Source organism: Derxia lacustris (assembly GCF_002105195.1).
GTDB lineage: Bacteria > Pseudomonadota > Gammaproteobacteria > Burkholderiales > Burkholderiaceae_E > Derxia > Derxia lacustris.
The window spans coordinates 151,952-167,950 of record NZ_MUHU01000001.1 but is presented as its reverse complement, the minus strand read 5'-3'; the positions used below and the strand labels follow the sequence as shown (position 1 = coordinate 167,950).

At 67.6% G+C, this 15,999-nt stretch carries 13 protein-coding genes; 9 read left to right on the top strand and 4 right to left on the bottom strand.

Going from position 1 to position 15,999, the window contains the following annotated elements:
- Positions 1–85 precede the first annotated feature (85 nt).
- The 6 genes from B9P64_RS00640 to B9P64_RS00615 all read left to right on the top strand — a co-directional run bounded on the left by B9P64_RS00640 (position 86) and on the right by B9P64_RS00615 (position 5,846).
- Positions 86–1,096 (top strand): porin, encoded by a 1,011-nt coding sequence (locus B9P64_RS00640; protein ID WP_176256670.1) that lies wholly within the window; start codon positions 86–88, stop codon positions 1,094–1,096.
- A gap of 96 nt (positions 1,097–1,192) precedes the next feature.
- Complete coding sequence (locus B9P64_RS00635) at positions 1,193–2,212, top strand: ABC transporter ATP-binding protein (protein ID WP_085314343.1); 1,020 nt, start codon at positions 1,193–1,195, stop codon at positions 2,210–2,212.
- A 40-nt stretch (positions 2,213–2,252) separates the two neighbouring features.
- Positions 2,253–3,551: an ABC transporter substrate-binding protein gene (locus B9P64_RS00630; RefSeq protein ID WP_139826064.1), complete on the top strand. Its 1,299-nt coding sequence runs from the start codon at positions 2,253–2,255 to the stop codon at positions 3,549–3,551.
- Positions 3,552–3,553: 2 nt separating this feature from the next.
- Positions 3,554–4,444 (top strand): ABC transporter permease, encoded by an 891-nt coding sequence (locus B9P64_RS00625; protein WP_085314342.1) that lies wholly within the window; start codon positions 3,554–3,556, stop codon positions 4,442–4,444.
- Positions 4,444–5,319 (top strand): ABC transporter permease, encoded by an 876-nt coding sequence (locus tag B9P64_RS00620; RefSeq protein ID WP_085314341.1) that lies wholly within the window; start codon positions 4,444–4,446, stop codon positions 5,317–5,319. Before B9P64_RS00625 ends, B9P64_RS00620 begins: the two co-directional genes overlap by 1 nt.
- Before the next feature lie 68 nt (positions 5,320–5,387).
- The gene (locus B9P64_RS00615; RefSeq protein ID WP_217808628.1) at positions 5,388–5,846 is read left to right on the top strand and encodes a hypothetical protein; all 459 of its coding nucleotides are present in this window, start codon (positions 5,388–5,390) and stop codon (positions 5,844–5,846) included.
- A 9-nt stretch (positions 5,847–5,855) separates the two neighbouring features.
- Here the strand turns inward: B9P64_RS00615 and B9P64_RS00610 are convergent, their stop codons facing one another.
- From B9P64_RS00610 to B9P64_RS00600, 3 genes are all read right to left on the bottom strand, one after another.
- Complete coding sequence (locus B9P64_RS00610) at positions 5,856–7,478, bottom strand: mechanosensitive ion channel family protein (protein ID WP_085314340.1); 1,623 nt, start codon at positions 7,476–7,478, stop codon at positions 5,856–5,858.
- A 134-nt stretch (positions 7,479–7,612) separates the two neighbouring features.
- Complete coding sequence (locus tag B9P64_RS00605; RefSeq protein WP_085314339.1) at positions 7,613–9,640, bottom strand: site-specific recombinase; 2,028 nt, start codon at positions 9,638–9,640, stop codon at positions 7,613–7,615.
- A 195-nt stretch (positions 9,641–9,835) separates the two neighbouring features.
- Entirely contained in the window at positions 9,836–10,987 is a 1,152-nt protein-coding gene (locus B9P64_RS00600) for a porin (RefSeq protein WP_235839844.1), read from the bottom strand.
- A gap of 339 nt (positions 10,988–11,326) precedes the next feature.
- Here B9P64_RS00600 and B9P64_RS00595 point away from each other — a divergent pair, with 339 nt between their 5' ends.
- Together B9P64_RS00595 and B9P64_RS00590 are read left to right on the top strand one after the other, a co-directional pair.
- Positions 11,327–12,262: a beta-propeller fold lactonase family protein gene (locus tag B9P64_RS00595; RefSeq protein ID WP_085314338.1), complete on the top strand. Its 936-nt coding sequence runs from the start codon at positions 11,327–11,329 to the stop codon at positions 12,260–12,262.
- 209 nt (positions 12,263–12,471) lie between these two features.
- Positions 12,472–14,223: a PQQ-dependent methanol/ethanol family dehydrogenase gene (locus B9P64_RS00590; protein WP_085314337.1), complete on the top strand. Its 1,752-nt coding sequence runs from the start codon at positions 12,472–12,474 to the stop codon at positions 14,221–14,223.
- 110 nt (positions 14,224–14,333) lie between these two features.
- Here B9P64_RS00590 and B9P64_RS00585 read toward each other — a convergent pair whose 3' ends face one another.
- Positions 14,334–14,531, bottom strand: a complete 198-nt coding sequence (locus B9P64_RS00585) for a YjfB family protein (protein WP_085314336.1) — start codon at positions 14,529–14,531, stop codon at positions 14,334–14,336.
- Between the two features lie 176 nt (positions 14,532–14,707).
- On the opposite strand from B9P64_RS00585, the gene B9P64_RS00580 reads away from it, so the two are divergent.
- Positions 14,708–15,970 (top strand): putative Na+/H+ antiporter, encoded by a 1,263-nt coding sequence (locus B9P64_RS00580; protein WP_085314335.1) that lies wholly within the window; start codon positions 14,708–14,710, stop codon positions 15,968–15,970.
- Positions 15,971–15,999 lie beyond the last annotated feature (29 nt).

Below are 15,999 nucleotides of genomic sequence, written 5' to 3'. Positions count from 1 at the left end.
CTGTATGCAATCGACTCGCCAGATTGTGCACAAAACTGGTGAGCTTCGGGCGCAAACACATTCAAAGCACAACCACGGGGAAAGCATGAAGAAAGCCATCATCGGCGCCGCCCTGGCCTGCGCGGCCAGCACCACCTGGGCCCAGAGCAGCAATGTCACGCTCTACGGCATCGCCAGCACCGACGTCGTCAGCGTCAACAATGTGTACGACGCCAGCGGCAGCAAGAAGAGCCAGACCCGCATCGACAACGGCGCCATCGCCGCGTCGCGCATCGGCTTTCGCGGCAAGGAGGATCTGGGCGACGGACTGAGCGCGCTGTTCGGGCTCGAAGCCGGTCTCAACCTCGACGACGGCAAGTCGAGCATGGACGGCCGGCTGTTCAATCGCGGCGCCTTCGTGGGGCTCGACGGCGGCTTCGGCACGGTCACGGTCGGCCGGCAGTGGAACCTGAACGACGACGTGATGTGTGGCTTCTTCATCTGCGGCGGCTATGCGGCCTTCCGCTATACCGAGTTCGACTGGCTCAGCGACCTGACCAACAACTCGGTCAAGTACTACACGCCCAAGGTCGCGGGCCTGCGCGCGGCGGTGCTGTATTCGGCTGGCGAGTCGACGGTCAGCGCCAACGGCGGCCGCACGGTCGAATCGGCCGTGACTTATGAGCTGGGCGGCTTCAACGCCGGCGCCACCTGGCACGACGGCAAGAATGCCGACGCCAGCCGCGACGACCGGCTCTGGTCGCTCGGCGCCAGCTACAAGCTCGGCGACTGGCGCGTGCGCGGCGCCTATGCCAACAGCAAGATGGAAAGCCTGAGCCTGCCGACCGCCATCGCCTGGGATGTGGGCATCGACTGGTTTGCCGCGCCGCAATGGCGCCTCGCGCTCGACCATGTGGCGCGCAACCAGAAGACCACCGAGAACGACAGCCATTTCGAGCGCTTCATCGTCTGGTATCTGCTGTCCAAGCGCACCGACATCAATCTCAACCTGGTGCACATGAGCAACGACGGCAGCGCGCGCGAGCGCTTCTACGGCAGCGGCGCGGCCGGCAAGGGCCAGACCGTGGCGTCGCTCGGCCTCACGCACAACTTCTGACGCAAGCGAACGGCGGCGCGGGCGAGTCATGGAACTTGCTTCGCCGCCCGGTCGGCGTCGCTCCGGCGCCGGCTTCATCGGCAAGAAAGGGCAGTCATGCGAACCGCATCCGACATCGAACTCGTCAAGGTCAGCAAGCTCTACGGCGGCAACACGCGCGCGGTCGATGCCATCGATCTGCGCATCGCCGCCGGCAGCTATTGCTGCCTGCTCGGCCCCTCGGGCTGCGGCAAGACTTCAACCCTGCGCATGGTCGCCGGCCATGAGGAGGTGAGCGACGGCGACATCGTCATTGGCGGGCGCAACGTCACGCTGCTGGCGCCGTCGGAGCGCGGCACGGCGATGATGTTCCAGAGCTATGCGCTGTTCCCGCACATGAGCGCCATCGACAACGTGGCCTACAGCCTCAAGGTGCGCGGGCAGACAAAGGAAGCGCGCCGCAAGCGTGCCGCCGAGGTGCTGGAGCTGGTGTCGATGACGCCCTATGCCGAGCGCAAGCCGGCCCAGCTCTCGGGCGGCCAGCAGCAGCGCGTGGCGCTGGCGCGCGCGCTGGTGAATGAGCCGCGCGTGCTGCTGCTCGACGAGCCGCTGTCGGCGCTCGACCCGTTTCTGCGCGTGAAGATGCGCGCCGAACTCAAGCGCTGGCAGAAGGACCTCGGCATCACCTTCGTGCATGTCACGCACTCGCAGGAAGAGGCGATGGCGCTGTCCGATCTGGCGGTGGTGATGAACGCCGGCCGCATCGAGCAGGCCGGCTCGCCGCACGACATCTTCAACCGGCCGCGCACCGAATTTGTCGCGCGCTTTCTGGGCGGCCACAACGTCATCCGCACCGATGGCGGCGCGGCGACGGCGCCGGTCGCGGTGCGCGCCGACAAGGTGAAGCTGGCTGCCGGTGCAAGCGCTGTCGCCGGCTTCGACGGCAGCTCGATCGCCGGGCTGGTGCGCGGCATCGAATACCAGGGCGTGCATGTGCTGGTCACGCTCGATGCGCCCGGCAATCAGGAACTCACCGCCATGGTCGACGAGGCCAGCTATTACGCCGCGCCGCTGCAACCGGGCGAGGCGGTCACGCTGAGCTGGAGCGGCAGCGATGCGCACCGGCTCGCCGCCTGAAACCCCATCCCATCCCCGATTCATCCCCCAGGACCGAGACATGACCGACAAGCTTTCCCGCCCCGTGACCGACAACGCCGCGCCCGCCAACAGCTCGCGCCGGGGCCTGCTCAAGGGCGCCATCGGCGTCGCCGGCGTCAGCGCCATCACCGGCTTTCCGTATGTGCATGCGCAGGAAAAGATCGTGCTGCGCTACGTCGGCACGGCGGTCAACCAGAGCAAGGAGATCGCCGACAGGTTCGAGCAGGACACCGGCATCAAGATCCAGTACATCCCGCTCAACACCGACGACGTGACCAAGCGCATCGTCACCCAGCCCAGCTCCTTCGACCTGGCCGACACCGAGTTCTTCTCGCTGCGCAAGATCGTGCCGACCGGCAATCTCGTGGGCATCGACAGCAAGCGCATCAAGAACGCCGACAAGATCACGCCGCTGTTCACCAAGGGTGAAGTGGGCGGCAAGAAGGTCGGCGAGCAGGGCACGGCGCCGAAGAAGGTCATCTATCTCAAGGGCGCCAGCAGCAAGGAGTTTGCGAGCGAGCCGACGCAGTTCATGTCGCTCATTCCCACCGTCTACAACGCCGACACGCTCGGCATCCGGCCCGACCTCATCAAGCGCCCGATCACCAGCTGGGCCGAGCTGCTCAACCCCGAGTTCAAGGGCAAGGCGGCGACGCTCAACATCCCGTCCATCGGCATCATGGACGCGGCGATGGTGGTCGAGGCCATGGGCATCCACAAGTACGCCGACAAGGGCAACATGACCCGCGCCGAGATCGACCTGACCATCAAGACGATGATCGAGGCCAAGCGCGCCGGCCAGTTCCGCGCGCTGTGGAAGGACTTCAACGAGAGCGTGAATCTCATGGCCTCGGGCGAGGTGGTGATTCAGTCAATGTGGTCGCCAGCGGTCACGGCGGTGCGCGGCAAGGGCCTCGACTGCGTGTTCCAGCCGCTCAAGGAAGGCTATCGCGCCTGGGCTGCCGGCTTTGGTCTGCCCAAGGGCCTGAGCGGTCGCAAGCTCGACGGCGCCTACGAGTTCATCAACTGGTTCCTCGACGGCTGGGCCGGCGCCTACCTGAACCGCCAGGGCTATTACGCCGCCGTGCTCGACACCGCCAAGGCAAAGATGGAGCCCTATGAGTGGGCCTACTGGATGGAAGGCAAGCCGGCCGCCAAGGACATCAAGGCGCCCGACGGCACGGTGCTGGAGAAGGCCGGCAAGGTCCGCGACGGCGGCTCGTATGAAGCGCGCATGGGCGGCATCGCCTGCTGGAACTCGATCATGGACGAGAACACCTACATGGTTCAGAAGTGGAACGAGTTCGTGGCGGCCTGAGCATGAGCACACGCCGCTTGCCCGGCCTGCCGGCGTGGTTGCAGGCCACGCCGGCCGTGATCGTCTTTGCGCTGTTCTTTGTGCTGCCGCTCGCGCTCGTCGCCGTCGTGAGCTTCTGGCAGTACAACGAGTACGAGATCATCCCGGCCTTCACATTCCAGAATTACAAAGACATCTTTGCGGGCTGCTTCGGCGGCGGCGCGGGCGACGGCATGTGCACCACGCTGCGCACCTATGCGTCCACGCTCAAGTTCTGCGCGCTGGTCTGGGTCATCACGCTGCTCATCGGTTTCACGGTGAGCTATTTCGTGGCCTTTCATGTGCGCACGCAGGGCATGCAGACGCTGCTGTTTCTGCTCTGCACGATTCCGTTCTGGACCTCCAACGTGATCCGCATGATTTCGTGGATTCCGCTGCTGGGCCGCAATGGCGTGGTGAACCAGGCACTGATGGGCAGCGGCCTTGTGAACAGTCCGGTCGAGTGGCTGCTGTACAGCGACTTTGCCGTGGTGCTGGCCTTCGTCCACCTGTTCACCATGTTCATGATCGTGCCGATCTTCAACTCGATGATGCGCATCGACCGCGCGCTCATCGAGGCGGCGCGCGACGCCGGCGCGACCGGCTTCCAGATCCTGCGCGACGTGATCGTGCCGCTGTGCAAGACCGGCATCATCATCGGCTCGATCTTCGTCATCACCATCGTGATGGGCGACTTCGTGACCATCGGCGTGATGGGCGGCCAGCAGATCGCCTCGGTCGGCAAGATCATCCAGGTGCAGACCAGCTATCTGCAATTTCCGGCGGCGGCGGCCAATGCCGTGATCCTGCTGCTCGTGGTGCTGATGATCATCTTCGGCCTCACGCGCATCGTCGACATCCGCAAGGAGCTGTGATGAACGAAGGCAAGCGTCCGGCGAGCTTCTATCTGCTCGCGCTGTTTTTCGCGGCCTATGTGCTGTTCCTGTACGGGCCTACCATCACGATCTTCGTGCTCAGCTTTCAGGGGCCGGAAGGCGGGCTGACCTTCCCGATGCGCGGCGTGTCGCTGCACTGGTTTGCCAAGCTGGCCGAGGGCGTGGGCGTGGTCGACATCTGGGCCGCGTTCGGTCGCTCGATCCGCGTGGGGCTGGTGGTGATGGCGATCAACGTGGTCATCTCGCTGCTGGCGGGGCTGGCGTTCCGCAAGCGCTTCTTCGGCGATGGCGCGCTGTTCTACACGTCGATCGCCAGTCTCATCATGCCGTCGATCGTGGTGTCGCTCGGCATCGGGCTGGCGTTCCGGCTGCTCGATACCGCGCTCAAGGGCTGGTTCGAGAGCATGGGCTGGCAGGAGCTGGCCGACGGCTTCGGCAGCACGATGGGGCTCTACACCTCGGCGCTCGGCGCCCATCTCACATGGACGCTGCCGTTCGGGCTGCTCATCATGTTTGCGGTGTTCAACCGCTTCAACACCGCCTACGAGGAAGCCGCGCGTGACCTGGGCGCAACGCCGTGGCAGAGCTTCAAGGATGTGGTGCTGCCGATCATCGGGCCGAGCGTGATCGGCGTGGGCATGTTCGGCTTCACGCTGAGCTGGGACGAGATCGCGCGCACCTCGCAGGCCATCGGCGACCTGAACACGCTGCCGCTCGAATTGCAGGGGCTGACCACGACGGTGACGACGCCGGTGATCTATGCGCTCGGCACGGTGACCACGCTGCTGTCGCTGCTGGTGATCGGCGTGGCGGTGCTGGGCATGAAGCTGCTGGCGGCGCGGCGCAAGGGCTGAGCGCGCGGCGCGCATACTCGGCCGACCGGGGCGGCACTCCTTCGCCCGATTGCCGAAGGCCGCCCGTCATGCCTCTCTCCAAGCCGCTGCGCTTCCACGACCTTGCGCGTCTCGGTCGTGAAACTCCCGATGCCAGCTTTGCGCCGTTCGACGGCCGCGTGGCACTCGACGATTCGGGCTTTCTGCGCGCCGGCGCCTTCGTGTTCGACAAGTGGCGCGAGCGCGCAGCGGAGCGCGGCGAGCCGCTGCCGCTCGACCTGTCGCGCTCGTGCAAGTACGGCTCGCTGTTCATGAGTCTGGTCTACGGCGGCAGCATCGCCGGCAACTACCAGCATCAGTACAACATCATCGACGGCCGCATCGTCGACCTGAGCCATGCGGCGGCCGACGTGTTCGCGATGCGGCGGCCGTATGCGCATGAGCCGGAGCTGTTCGATCTGGACATGCATCGGCGGTCGATGGAGAACATCGCGCCGCGGGTGGGGAGTTGGGTCGAGGAGTTTCTGGCCTTGCCGCCCAAGACCTGACACCGGGATTCAGGCTGCGGGCGGCGCCTCATGCCACTGCCCCCTCGGCACCAGCACCGCCTGCGCCGGCTGCTCCATGAAATGCGGCGACATGATCTGCACGCCCGCCGCATTGAACTCGTCCTGGATTGCCGCATGCAGCTGGCTCAGCACCGGCAGCCGGCGCAGCGGCACGTCGATGTGCGCGAACAGCTCGTACTCCACATAAAAGTCTTGCAGCGCGCGCTGGTACACGAAGGGCTCGGGCTGGCGCCGCAGGCCTTCGGTATTGGCAGCGGCGGCCTTGAGCAGCGCATGCACCTGCCGCCACGGCGCGTCATAGCCGATGGTCACCTTGGTCGAGATGAGCGTGCCCTGCTGGCCCGACAGCTTGCTGTAGTTGCGCACCGAGCTGCCGACCATCACGCCGTTGGGAATGGTGATTTCCTCGTTGCGGATGTTGACCAGCTTGACCGACAGCACGCCCATTTCCTTCACCACGCCGTCGACCTCGCCCACGGTCACGAAATCGCCGACGCGAAAGGCGCGCGAATACACCAGCACCAGCCCGCTCATGAGCTGGCTGACCACGCCCGACGAGCCGAGCGTGAGCATGAAGCCGAACAGCACCGACAGTCCCTTGAACACCTCGCTGTTGGAGCCCGGGATGTACGGATAGACCAGCGTGAACGCCAGTGACCAGGTCAGCACCACCAGGATGCGGCGCGTGGCATTGGAGGTTTCGGGATGCAGGCCGGGCACGACAAAGCGGCCGGCGGTCACGCCGTCGAACACGCCGTTGATGACGCTGACCGCGCCGCGCGCGATGAACAGGATGAAGGCGATGGTCACCAGCCCCGGGATGGCATCGAGCGCGCCGCCGGCAAACCGCGCCAGCAGATCGGCCACGAAATCGGCCATGCGCCCGCCGAGCGGCGCCGTCACCGCGAACCGGTTGAGCACGAAGGCGATCCACGAGTAGACCAGGCTGGCGCCGATGACCAGTGCAATGGCTTGCAGCAACCGCACCAGCACGCGAAAGGCATGCTCGGACCAGTCGATGCCGAGCACATGGCGACGTGCGATGCGCGCCTCGATCAGCTTGTGCAGCGGCCGCACCACCCGGCGCGTGGCCTGGCCGAGCAGCCACAGCAGCGTCACCAGCACCGCGCTGGCCACCAGCGACGCGAGCACTCCGCGCAGCAGGCTGGCGCCGCGCGTCAGCTCGACGCGGGCCTGGATCGCATCGCGCAGCCGGCCTTCGGCGCGGTCCACGGCGGCGTCGAGCGTCAGCCCTTCCTCGCCGTCGAGGTCGCGCTCCAGCACGGTGAAGGCCACGGTGTCGCCGAGCCGCAGCGTCACGCCGCGCTGGTTGTTCCACAGGAAGGGCTCGCGCGTGATGCCGGCGTCGAGATGGCGGTCGTCGAGGTTGTCGAGCCGGCGCAGGGCGCGGCTGGCGCGGGTCTCGGGATCGGCGCCGGCGAAGTCGCTGCGCATGGTGTGCAGGTCGCGGTTCATGAAGCGCAGCGTGGCTTCATGCGGCGGCGGGTCGGCCGCGTCGGTGGCGCGGGCGTGGCCCGGGATGGCGGCGGTCAGCGCGAGCAGCAGCAGGCCAAGGCGGAACAGCAGGCGGAGCGGGCGGGCAGCGGACATGGCGGGCGGCGGTGGCGGATGACGGCGCTACTTGTAGCCGCGCGGCGCGCCGGCGGCAATCGCGCCGTGCCCGCGGCGCTGCATCGGCGCGTGCCCGGTGGCGCGGCGCCCGGCCAGCCGGCGCCGCCCGCCGGCTAGCGCTCGATCGTGCGCGGCGGTGCGCCGATGAAGCGCAGCGGCTGGCTGCGCCAGCGCCGCCACAGCGCGCCGGCCAGCGCCTTCACCTGCCGGCCGTCCATGCTCACCTGGCGCGCGCGCAGCGCCATCCACAGCGCGAGCGAGAAACTCACGCCCAGGTTCACCAGCCCGATCAGCGCCACGCCGGCCGCCGCCGTCGCCACCGTCTGCCAGGGCAGGGCGAAGTCGAAGGCCACCAGCGCAAAGCCCAGATTGGCCGAGGCGAAGGCGATGTGCCGGATGTCGATCGGCCAGCCGAGGATGGCGCCGACGGTGCCGGTGCTGCCGAGCATGAAGCCGAACAGCAGATTTCCCATGATCCCGCCGAGCCGGCTTTCCATGTACTCGCCAAAGCGGCCGGCGCGGTGCTCGCCGAGCAGCCGGCGCAGCCAGCCGATGCGCGCCACCCGCGCGCCGAAGCGCTCGATGCGCGCCTTGTTGTCGAAATAGCCCGACAGCACGCCCGAGAAGAACAGGAACACGCCGGCAATCGCCGCATGCGGCAGCGCCAGGCCGAGCGGATCGAGGTCTTCGAGCAGATGCGTGGCCTTCTCGATGCCGACCGCCGGCTGACCGAGCCACAGGCTCATGCCCCAGCACAGCGCCATCGCGGTCGGCAGCGCCACGGTCACATTGCCGAGGATGGCGGCGATCTGGGTGCGCACCACCGCGCCGATGAGTTCGGCCATCTCGTCGAGCCGCGCGATGCGGCCCCGGCTCACCTCGCCGAGCTGGCCGACGAGGGTTTGCGCCGTCATCGCCGGCTGCTTGGTGGCCACGGTCAGATGCAGCAGATAGATCAGCACGAAGCCGATGCCGTAATCGAGGCTGTACAGCAGCGCCGTGCCGGCCAGCGACGCATCGACCTTGCCGAGAAACACCTTGAGCAGCGCCATGCCGGCGATGATCAGTCCGGCGCCGGCGGCCGAGCGCCACATGGCCCAGTACTCGGCGCGGTTGCTGGCGATGTAGTGCTCGCCGGTCTGGGCCGCGTTGTCGGTCACGCGCAGCGCCAGCAGGCCGAGGCCGCCGGCAATGTGGGCGCGCACGCTGTCGCGCCGGCTTTCGGCTTGCAGCGTGTCGTGGGCGATGGCGGTCCAGCCGGCGAGGGCGGCGTCGCGCGCCTCGCCGCGAAACCGCGCGCCGAGCAGGCTCACCACCGCTTCGAGCCGGTCCAGGCTCTGGCCGGCGCGCGTCATCAGATAGGTGAGATGGGTGCTGGTGCCGACGGTGCGCGCGATGCGGTGGGCGCGCTTCAGCACGTCCTGGCACTGGTCGATGATGACCACCAGCTGGCGCTCGTCCTCGACCGGCGCGGACGGATCGTCGAGATGGGCGCGGTAGCCGTCGACGAACACCTGCGTCTCGCGCGCCACCGCCAGAAAGCGCGCGGTGAAGTCGCGGAAGGTCGGCGCGAGCGGCGCGAGTTCGCGCTCGATGCCGAGACCGCCGACGCGATAGGCCAGCAGCAGCGCCGCGTCGAGCAGATCGTCGACCAGCTGGCGCCGTTCGGTCTCGCCGATGCCGTCGCCCGGCGCGATGCAGCGCCAGAAGCGCAGCAGCTCGGCGCGGTCGAGCGAATCGAGCCATTCCCAGTCGCGCGGCCGGTTGAAGATCGAGCGCATCGCGTCGCGGAATTCGCGCTCGTCGGGCAGCTCTGGCAGCAGGCGCTTGGCGACCAGTCGCCACAGTTCGGTGAAGAAGCCGGTGGCCGGCAGGATGCCGCTGTCGGCGAAGAAGCTGGTGAGCCGGCGGCTGGCGAGCAGCGCGGTGAAATGCGCGCGCACCTGGCGGCGCAGCTCGGGCTCGGCTTCGAGCTGGGTCAGCAGCAGGCCGAAGCGGCCGCGCGCCTCGTCGGCATCGTCGGCGCGGCGCGGCCGCACGGCGGCCACGAGGGCGGCAAGCAGCCGCACCGGATCGGCGGCGGGATCGGCAAAGCGCGCGAGCGCCTGCGTCAGCGGGGAGTTGTTGTTGGCTTGAGCCATCGAGCCCTGCGAGGTCGGGTGGCGGGGCTAGGAGCCTAGGCCCGCCCGGCACGGCACGATGAAGTGTTACCCGGCCCGTGCCAATGAAAACGCGGCGGAGCAAAAGGCAGTCGGAGCCGGCCTGCTGGCACCGGCGCACCGCCGCCCGGCCGCTGCCGGCGCAATCCGCCGACACCGGCCGAACCGCGTGCCGCCTTAGAAGAACAGGATTGCGCCGACCGAGCCGCCGTTCATCTTGGCCTTGCCGCCATCGAACGCCTTCGATTCGGTGCGGCCCACTTCGGCCACGACCGTCACCGACTTGGTCAGCTTGTAGTACGCGCCGAGCGTGCCGTTGGTGTTCTTCTCGAAGTCGGAACCCGAGCCGTCCTTCAGCTTGCTTTCGCCGTAGCTGACGCCAGCCTTGAGCTTGGGCGTGATGGCGTAGGTGGCCTGGGTGATCCAGTTGTGCTGCTTGGCCTTGCCGGAGTCGCCTTCCGACAGGATGCCGAGGCCCTTGCCGGTCTGGTAGTTGCCCATCAGGCCGAAACCGGCGATCTCGCCGAGCGCGCCCACTTCCACCGCGTTCATCGTGAAGCTGTCGGGGGCGTTGGTGCTGCCATCGGACTTGAAGCGCTGGGTCTTGCCCGCCACCCACGCCTTGCCGCCCTCGAACTTGTACAGACCGCGCAGTTGCGCCTGCGGCGACTTGCCGCTGTTGGTGGCCGTGCCGTCGACCGGGCTGTACACGCCGCCCTCGACGGAGAAGCCGTTGACGCTCGGCGACAGATAGGTGAGCTGGCCGTAGTAGCCGAGATAGCTGTAGCCGGCGCCGATGTGGCCCAGCGTGACGCGGCCGCGCTGCGTGGCCTGCACGGCGGCGCCGGCGCCCAGCAGCGTCATGTCGCCGAAGATGGCCGCGTCGCCGAACACGCCGCCGTCGCGACCGATCTTGAACGTGCCGGTCTCGGCATTGCCGGCCGTGAAGAAGGCGCGCCGCACGTCGACGTTGTTGTTCTCGGCAACCGCGCTGCTGGTGGCGGTGTGGACCGCGATCAGGATGGTGGCGCCGATGTCCACGCCGTCCTGCGTGGTCTTGACGCTGGTGATGAGCGCGTTCGGCAGCAGGCCATTGCCGATGGTGGTGCGGCCGTCGGTGCCGCCGCAGCCCAGTGCCTTGCTGGCCAGCGCAATGCCGCCGACCTGCGTGCCCGAGCAGCTGGTCGACGTGTAGTAGGCGTTGACGATGCCGCCCAGATCGAGCGTCCAGTCGCCAGCCTTGAATTCGACGGCTTGAGCGCCGAGAGGCAGGGCGAATGCGGGGGCGGCCAGGGCCAGGGCAAGCGTGCGTGCGCGCATCGAGATCATGTGTTGTCTCCTCTCCAGTTGCATTTGTTTGCGTCCGTCCGTGAGCGGTCGGATCGAGGTAACAAGGCGCAACGCACATGCCACCGCAGCGCCGCACGCGGGTTATTCCCGGTGCGGTTGTGGCGTGCTGGAACAGGCTGGAACACTGTCTGCGCCAGTGCGATCCAGTCGCGCGGCTGGCATGTCGCGCGACGGGACGCGTCGCCGGCGGCACATGCTGCACTGCCGCATTCGCACACTGTTTCAAACGGCAACGGGGCACGGCGCATGCATGCTGCGACAACTGTGCAACTGCGCTCCGGCGCAACACATCGACCACAAGACCCAAGAGGAGACTTCATGCAAAAGGCAGTTCTGGCGGCGCTGTTTGCGCTCATGGCGGGCAGCGCATCGGCGGCCAAGGTTTACGTGACCGAGGAGGGCGCGGGCAGCATCGGCGTGATTGATGCGGCGAGCGGCGCGACCGAGGCCAGCATCAAGGTCGGCGGCCGGCCGCGCGGGCTGGCCATCGCGCCCGACGGCAAGCGCGTGTTCGTGAGCGACATGGCCTCGAACGGGCTGCTGGTGCTCGATACCGCCACGCGCGAGCCGGTGGCGCGCATCGCGCTCGGCGAGTCGCCCGAGGGCGTCTACATCTCGCGCGACGGCAAGTGGATTGCCGCCGCGGTCGAAAAGGCGCAGAGCGTGGCCTTCGTCGATACCGAGAAGCTCGCCGTTGTCTTCAAGGTGAAGGTGCCGGGCGAGAACCCCGAGCACTCGGTGTTCAGCCCCGACGGCAAGTACGTGTTCGCCGGCGCCGAGGACGGCGAGCAGGTCGACGTGATCGACGTGGCCAGAAAGAAGGTGGTCGCCAGCGTGATGGTCGGCAAGCGGCCGCGCGGCATCGCCTTCAGCCCGGACGGCAAGCTGGCCTATGTGGCCTGCGAGCTGTCGGATGCGGTCTGGATCGTCGATGTGGCGACCTTCAAGCCGCTGGGCAGCATCAAGGCCGGCGTGCGTGCCAACGGACTGGCGATCTCGCCCGACGGCGCGACGCTGTATGTGAGCAACGGCGGCGACGGCACGGTGAGCTTCATCGACACCGCGAAGCGCGAGCTGACGACCACGCTGCCGGTCGGCAAGCGGCCGTGGAACATGAGCCTCGACCGCAGCGGCGGCAAGCTTTATGTGGCGGCCGGCCGGTCCAATCAGGTGACGGTGATCGACACCGTCGCGCGCACGGTGGCGGCCACGATCCCGGTCGGCGACACGCCCTGGGGTGCGTTCGCCGACTGATCCGTCGCTGTTCCAGCCCGGCCCCCCGGCGCTGTTGCACCGTGCAACAGGTGTGTCATTAGCGTCCGGGGTGGTCGCCAAAGAGCTGGGACTTTCCCTTGCAAAAAGCCGTCATTTGAGGCTTGCAAGCGATGGCATGCGGATTGCCCTTGAGGAGTCACGATCGTCATCAGAACGACGTGCACACCAAACGAGAGGAGGCAACCCCCATGCGCAAGACTCTGCTTTCCGCGGCCATTTCGGCCGGCTTCATGTTCGGCGCCGCGGCCGCTGCGCATGCCGGCGTTACCGATCAGATGATCGAGAACGCCGCGTCCAACACCAGTCAGGTCGTCACCTGGGGCATCACGCCCGACGGCCAGCGTTTCAGCTCGCTCAACCAGATCAACACGACCAACGTCAAGCGGCTGGTGCCGGCGTGGAGCTTCAGCTTCGGCGGCGAGAAGCAGCGCGGCCAGGAAAGCCAGCCGGTCATCCACAACGGCAAGATGTTCGTCACGGCCTCGTACTCGCGCATCTATGCGCTCGACGCCAAGACCGGCCACAAGCTGTGGAAGTACGAGCACCGCCTGCCCGACGGCATCATGCCCTGCTGCGACGTGGTGAACCGCGGCGCCGCGCTGTACGACAACCTCGTCATCTTCAACACGCTCGATGCGCAACTCGTCGCGCTCGACCAGGACACCGGCAAGGTGGTCTGGAAGGAGAAGGTCGACGACTACCAAGCCGGCTACTCCAACACCGCAGCGCCCATCATTGCCCACGGTCTGGTCATCACCGGCGTGTCGGGCGGCGAATTCGGCGTGGTCGGTCGCGTGGAAGCGCGCAATGCCAAGACCGGTGACCTCGTCTGGTCGCGTCCGACGGTCGAAGGCTACATGGGCTACAGCTACGACAAGGATGGCAACAAGACCGATGCCGGCGTCAGCGGCACGACCAATGCCACCTGGCCCGGCGATCTGTGGAAGACCGGCGGCGCGGCCACCTGGCTCGGCGGCACCTACGATCCCAAGCTCGACCTGATCTTCTTCGGCACCGGCAATCCGTCGCCCTGGAACAGCCATCTGCGCCCCGGCGACAACCTGTTCTCCAGCTCGACGCTCGCGCTCGATCCGAAGACCGGCAAGATCGTCTGGCACTACCAGACCACGCCGCATGACGGCTGGGACTTCGACGGTGTGAACGAGTTCGTCACCTTCGACCAGGGCGGCAAGCGTCTGGGCGCCAAGGCCGACCGCAACGGCTTCTTCTACGTGATCGACGCCAAGGACGGCAAGCTGCAGAACGCCTTCCCGTTCGTGAAGAAGATCACCTGGGCCTCCAGCATCGACCTGAAGACCGGCCGTCCCAACTACATCGAAGACAATCGTCCGGGCGCGCCCGCGACGACTGGCGACGACAAGAAGGGCACCAGCGTGTTCGCCGCGCCGGCCTTCCTCGGCGCGAAGAACCAGATGCCGATGGCCTACAGCCCGAAGACCGGCTACTTCTACGTGCCGGCCAACGAATGGGGCATGGACATCTGGAACGAGCCCATCTCGTACAAGAAGGGCGCGGCCTATCTGGGTGCCGGCTTCACGATCAAGACCATCGACGACTACATCGGCGCCCTGCGCGCGGTCGACCCGAAGACCGGCAAGATCGTCTGGGAAGTCAAGAACAACGCCCCGCTCTGGGGTGGCGTCATGACGACCGCCGGCGACCTGGTGTTCTATGGCACGCCCGAAGGCTTCCTGAAGGCGATCGACGCCAAGACCGGCAAGGAACTCTGGCAGTTCCAGACCGGCACCGGCGTGGTCGCGCCTCCCGTCACCTGGATCGACAACGGCGTGCAGTACGTCGCGGTCGTGTCGGGCTGGGGCGGTGCGGTCCCGCTCTGGGGCGGCGACGTGGCCAAGAAGGTCAACATGCTCGAACAGGGCGGCTCGGTCTGGGTGTTCAAGCTCGCCGACAAGCTCTGATCCGTTTCGATTGCAAGGGCCTTCCTACCGGGAGGCCTGCGACGGGCGCCGTATCTGCGGCGCCCGTTTTTTTTGCGTGCGCGGAATGCGCCGGCCAGTCGCGCGCTGCGTCAGGCGTGGGTGTCGATGCTGTGCCCGAGCGAACCCACCGGCGCGCGCAGTGCCGGTGCGGGCAGGTTGCCTATCAGCTGACCGGCGCTGCTGGCCTGGGCATCGAGCGCCTTCTTGAGGACGGCGATGCCGATGCTGTCGCCGCTGCTGGCGCCGGCAATGGCGGCCGACGGGCTGGCGTTGATGCTGATGCTCATGACGAATCTCCCGGGCGCGGGCCGATGCCCGCCATGCCGCAGATGACGGCGGCCTGCGCCGCCTCTTGAGCGGCGGTCGGCCCGACGGTGCGCAAGCGTCGGCACGGCGCAGCGAGGCCGTAAGCTCGGGCTCCGCGCGCGACCGGTGTCGCGCGCCACAACCTTGCCACCTGCCCATGCCCAGCCCCACCACGCTCCAGCTGATCGGCGCGGCGCTGTTCGCCGTCGCGCTCGTCCACACCTTCTCCACCAGGATCTTCGAGCGGCTGGCGCATGCCCAGCCGGTGCATGCGGGCCTGTGGCATCTGCTCGGCGAGGTCGAGATCGTGTTCGGCTTCTGGGCCATGGTGCTGGTGCTGGTCACCTTCGCCATCGACGGGCGCGAGGCCGCCATCGGCTATCTGGAAGGGCGCAACTTCACCGAGCCGATGTTCGTGTTCGTCATCATGGTGGTGGCCGGCACGCGGCCGGTGCTGGGCTTTGCGCGCTCGGTCATCGGCCAGCTGGCGCGGCTGCTGCCGCTGCCCGAGGTGACGGCGGTGTTCTGGCTCACGCTGGCGCTGGTGCCGCTGCTCGGCTCTTTCATCACCGAGCCGGCGGCGATGACGCTGGCCGCGCTGATGCTGCGCAGCCGCTACTTCGCGCCGGGCGCGAGCCAGCGGCTCAAGTACGCGACGCTCGGCGTGCTGTTCGTCAATGTGTCGATCGGCGGCACGCTCACCAGCTTTGCCGCGCCGCCGGTGCTGATGGTGGCAAGCGCCTGGGGCTGGGACAACGCCTTCATGCTCGGCACGCTGGGCTGGCGCGCGGCGCTGGCGGTGGCGGTCAACGCCACGGCAGTCACGCTGCTGTTCGGGCGCGAGCTGGCCGGGCTGGCTGCGGCTCCCGCCGGCGAGGCGGTGGCGCCGGCGCCGCTGCCGGTCGTGGCGGTGCATCTGCTGTTTCTGGCCGGCGTGGTGGTGTTCGCCCATCACCCGGTGGTGTTCATGGGCCTGTTCCTGTTCTTCATGGGCTACACCACGGCCTATGCGCGCCATCAGGAGCGGCTGATCCTGCGCGAGGGGCTGCTGGTGGCTTTCTTTCTGGCCGGGCTGGTGGTGCTGGGCGGGCAGCAGCAATGGTGGTTGCAACCGGTGCTGACCAGCCTGAGCGCCGAGCAGGTGTACTACGGCGCGACCGCGCTGACGGCCATCACCGACAACGCGGCGCTGACCTATCTGGGCTCGCTGGTGCAGGGCCTGAGCGATGAATTCAAGGTGGCGCTGGTGGCCGGCGCGGTGACCGGCGGCGGGCTGACGATCATCGCCAATGCGCCCAATCCGGCGGCGGTGTCGATCCTGCGCGAGCGCTTCGAGCACCAGACGGTGGCGCCGCTGCCGCTGCTGCTGGCGGCGGCGCTGCCCACGCTGGTGGCGATCTGCGCCTTCCGCTTCCTCTGACCGGCCGGCGCGGCGGCCTTGCACCGCCG

Coding starts and splice junctions, on each gene's coding strand:
- B9P64_RS00620 (WP_085314341.1), top strand. CDS start 4,444: ATGAACGAAGGCAAGCGTCCGGCGAGCTTCTATCTGCTCGCGCTGTTT.
- B9P64_RS00640 (WP_176256670.1), top strand. CDS start 86: ATGAAGAAAGCCATCATCGGCGCCGCCCTGGCCTGCGCGGCCAGCACC.
- B9P64_RS00610 (WP_085314340.1), bottom strand. CDS start 7,478: ATGTCCGCTGCCCGCCCGCTCCGCCTGCTGTTCCGCCTTGGCCTGCTG.
- B9P64_RS00595 (WP_085314338.1), top strand. CDS start 11,327: ATGCAAAAGGCAGTTCTGGCGGCGCTGTTTGCGCTCATGGCGGGCAGC.
- B9P64_RS00615 (WP_217808628.1), top strand. CDS start 5,388: ATGCCTCTCTCCAAGCCGCTGCGCTTCCACGACCTTGCGCGTCTCGGT.
- B9P64_RS00585 (WP_085314336.1), bottom strand. CDS start 14,531: ATGAGCATCAGCATCAACGCCAGCCCGTCGGCCGCCATTGCCGGCGCC.
- B9P64_RS00605 (WP_085314339.1), bottom strand. CDS start 9,640: ATGGCTCAAGCCAACAACAACTCCCCGCTGACGCAGGCGCTCGCGCGC.
- B9P64_RS00625 (WP_085314342.1), top strand. CDS start 3,554: ATGAGCACACGCCGCTTGCCCGGCCTGCCGGCGTGGTTGCAGGCCACG.
- B9P64_RS00635 (WP_085314343.1), top strand. CDS start 1,193: ATGCGAACCGCATCCGACATCGAACTCGTCAAGGTCAGCAAGCTCTAC.
- B9P64_RS00600 (WP_235839844.1), bottom strand. CDS start 10,987: ATGATCTCGATGCGCGCACGCACGCTTGCCCTGGCCCTGGCCGCCCCC.
- B9P64_RS00580 (WP_085314335.1), top strand. CDS start 14,708: ATGCCCAGCCCCACCACGCTCCAGCTGATCGGCGCGGCGCTGTTCGCC.
- B9P64_RS00630 (WP_139826064.1), top strand. CDS start 2,253: ATGACCGACAAGCTTTCCCGCCCCGTGACCGACAACGCCGCGCCCGCC.
- B9P64_RS00590 (WP_085314337.1), top strand. CDS start 12,472: ATGCGCAAGACTCTGCTTTCCGCGGCCATTTCGGCCGGCTTCATGTTC.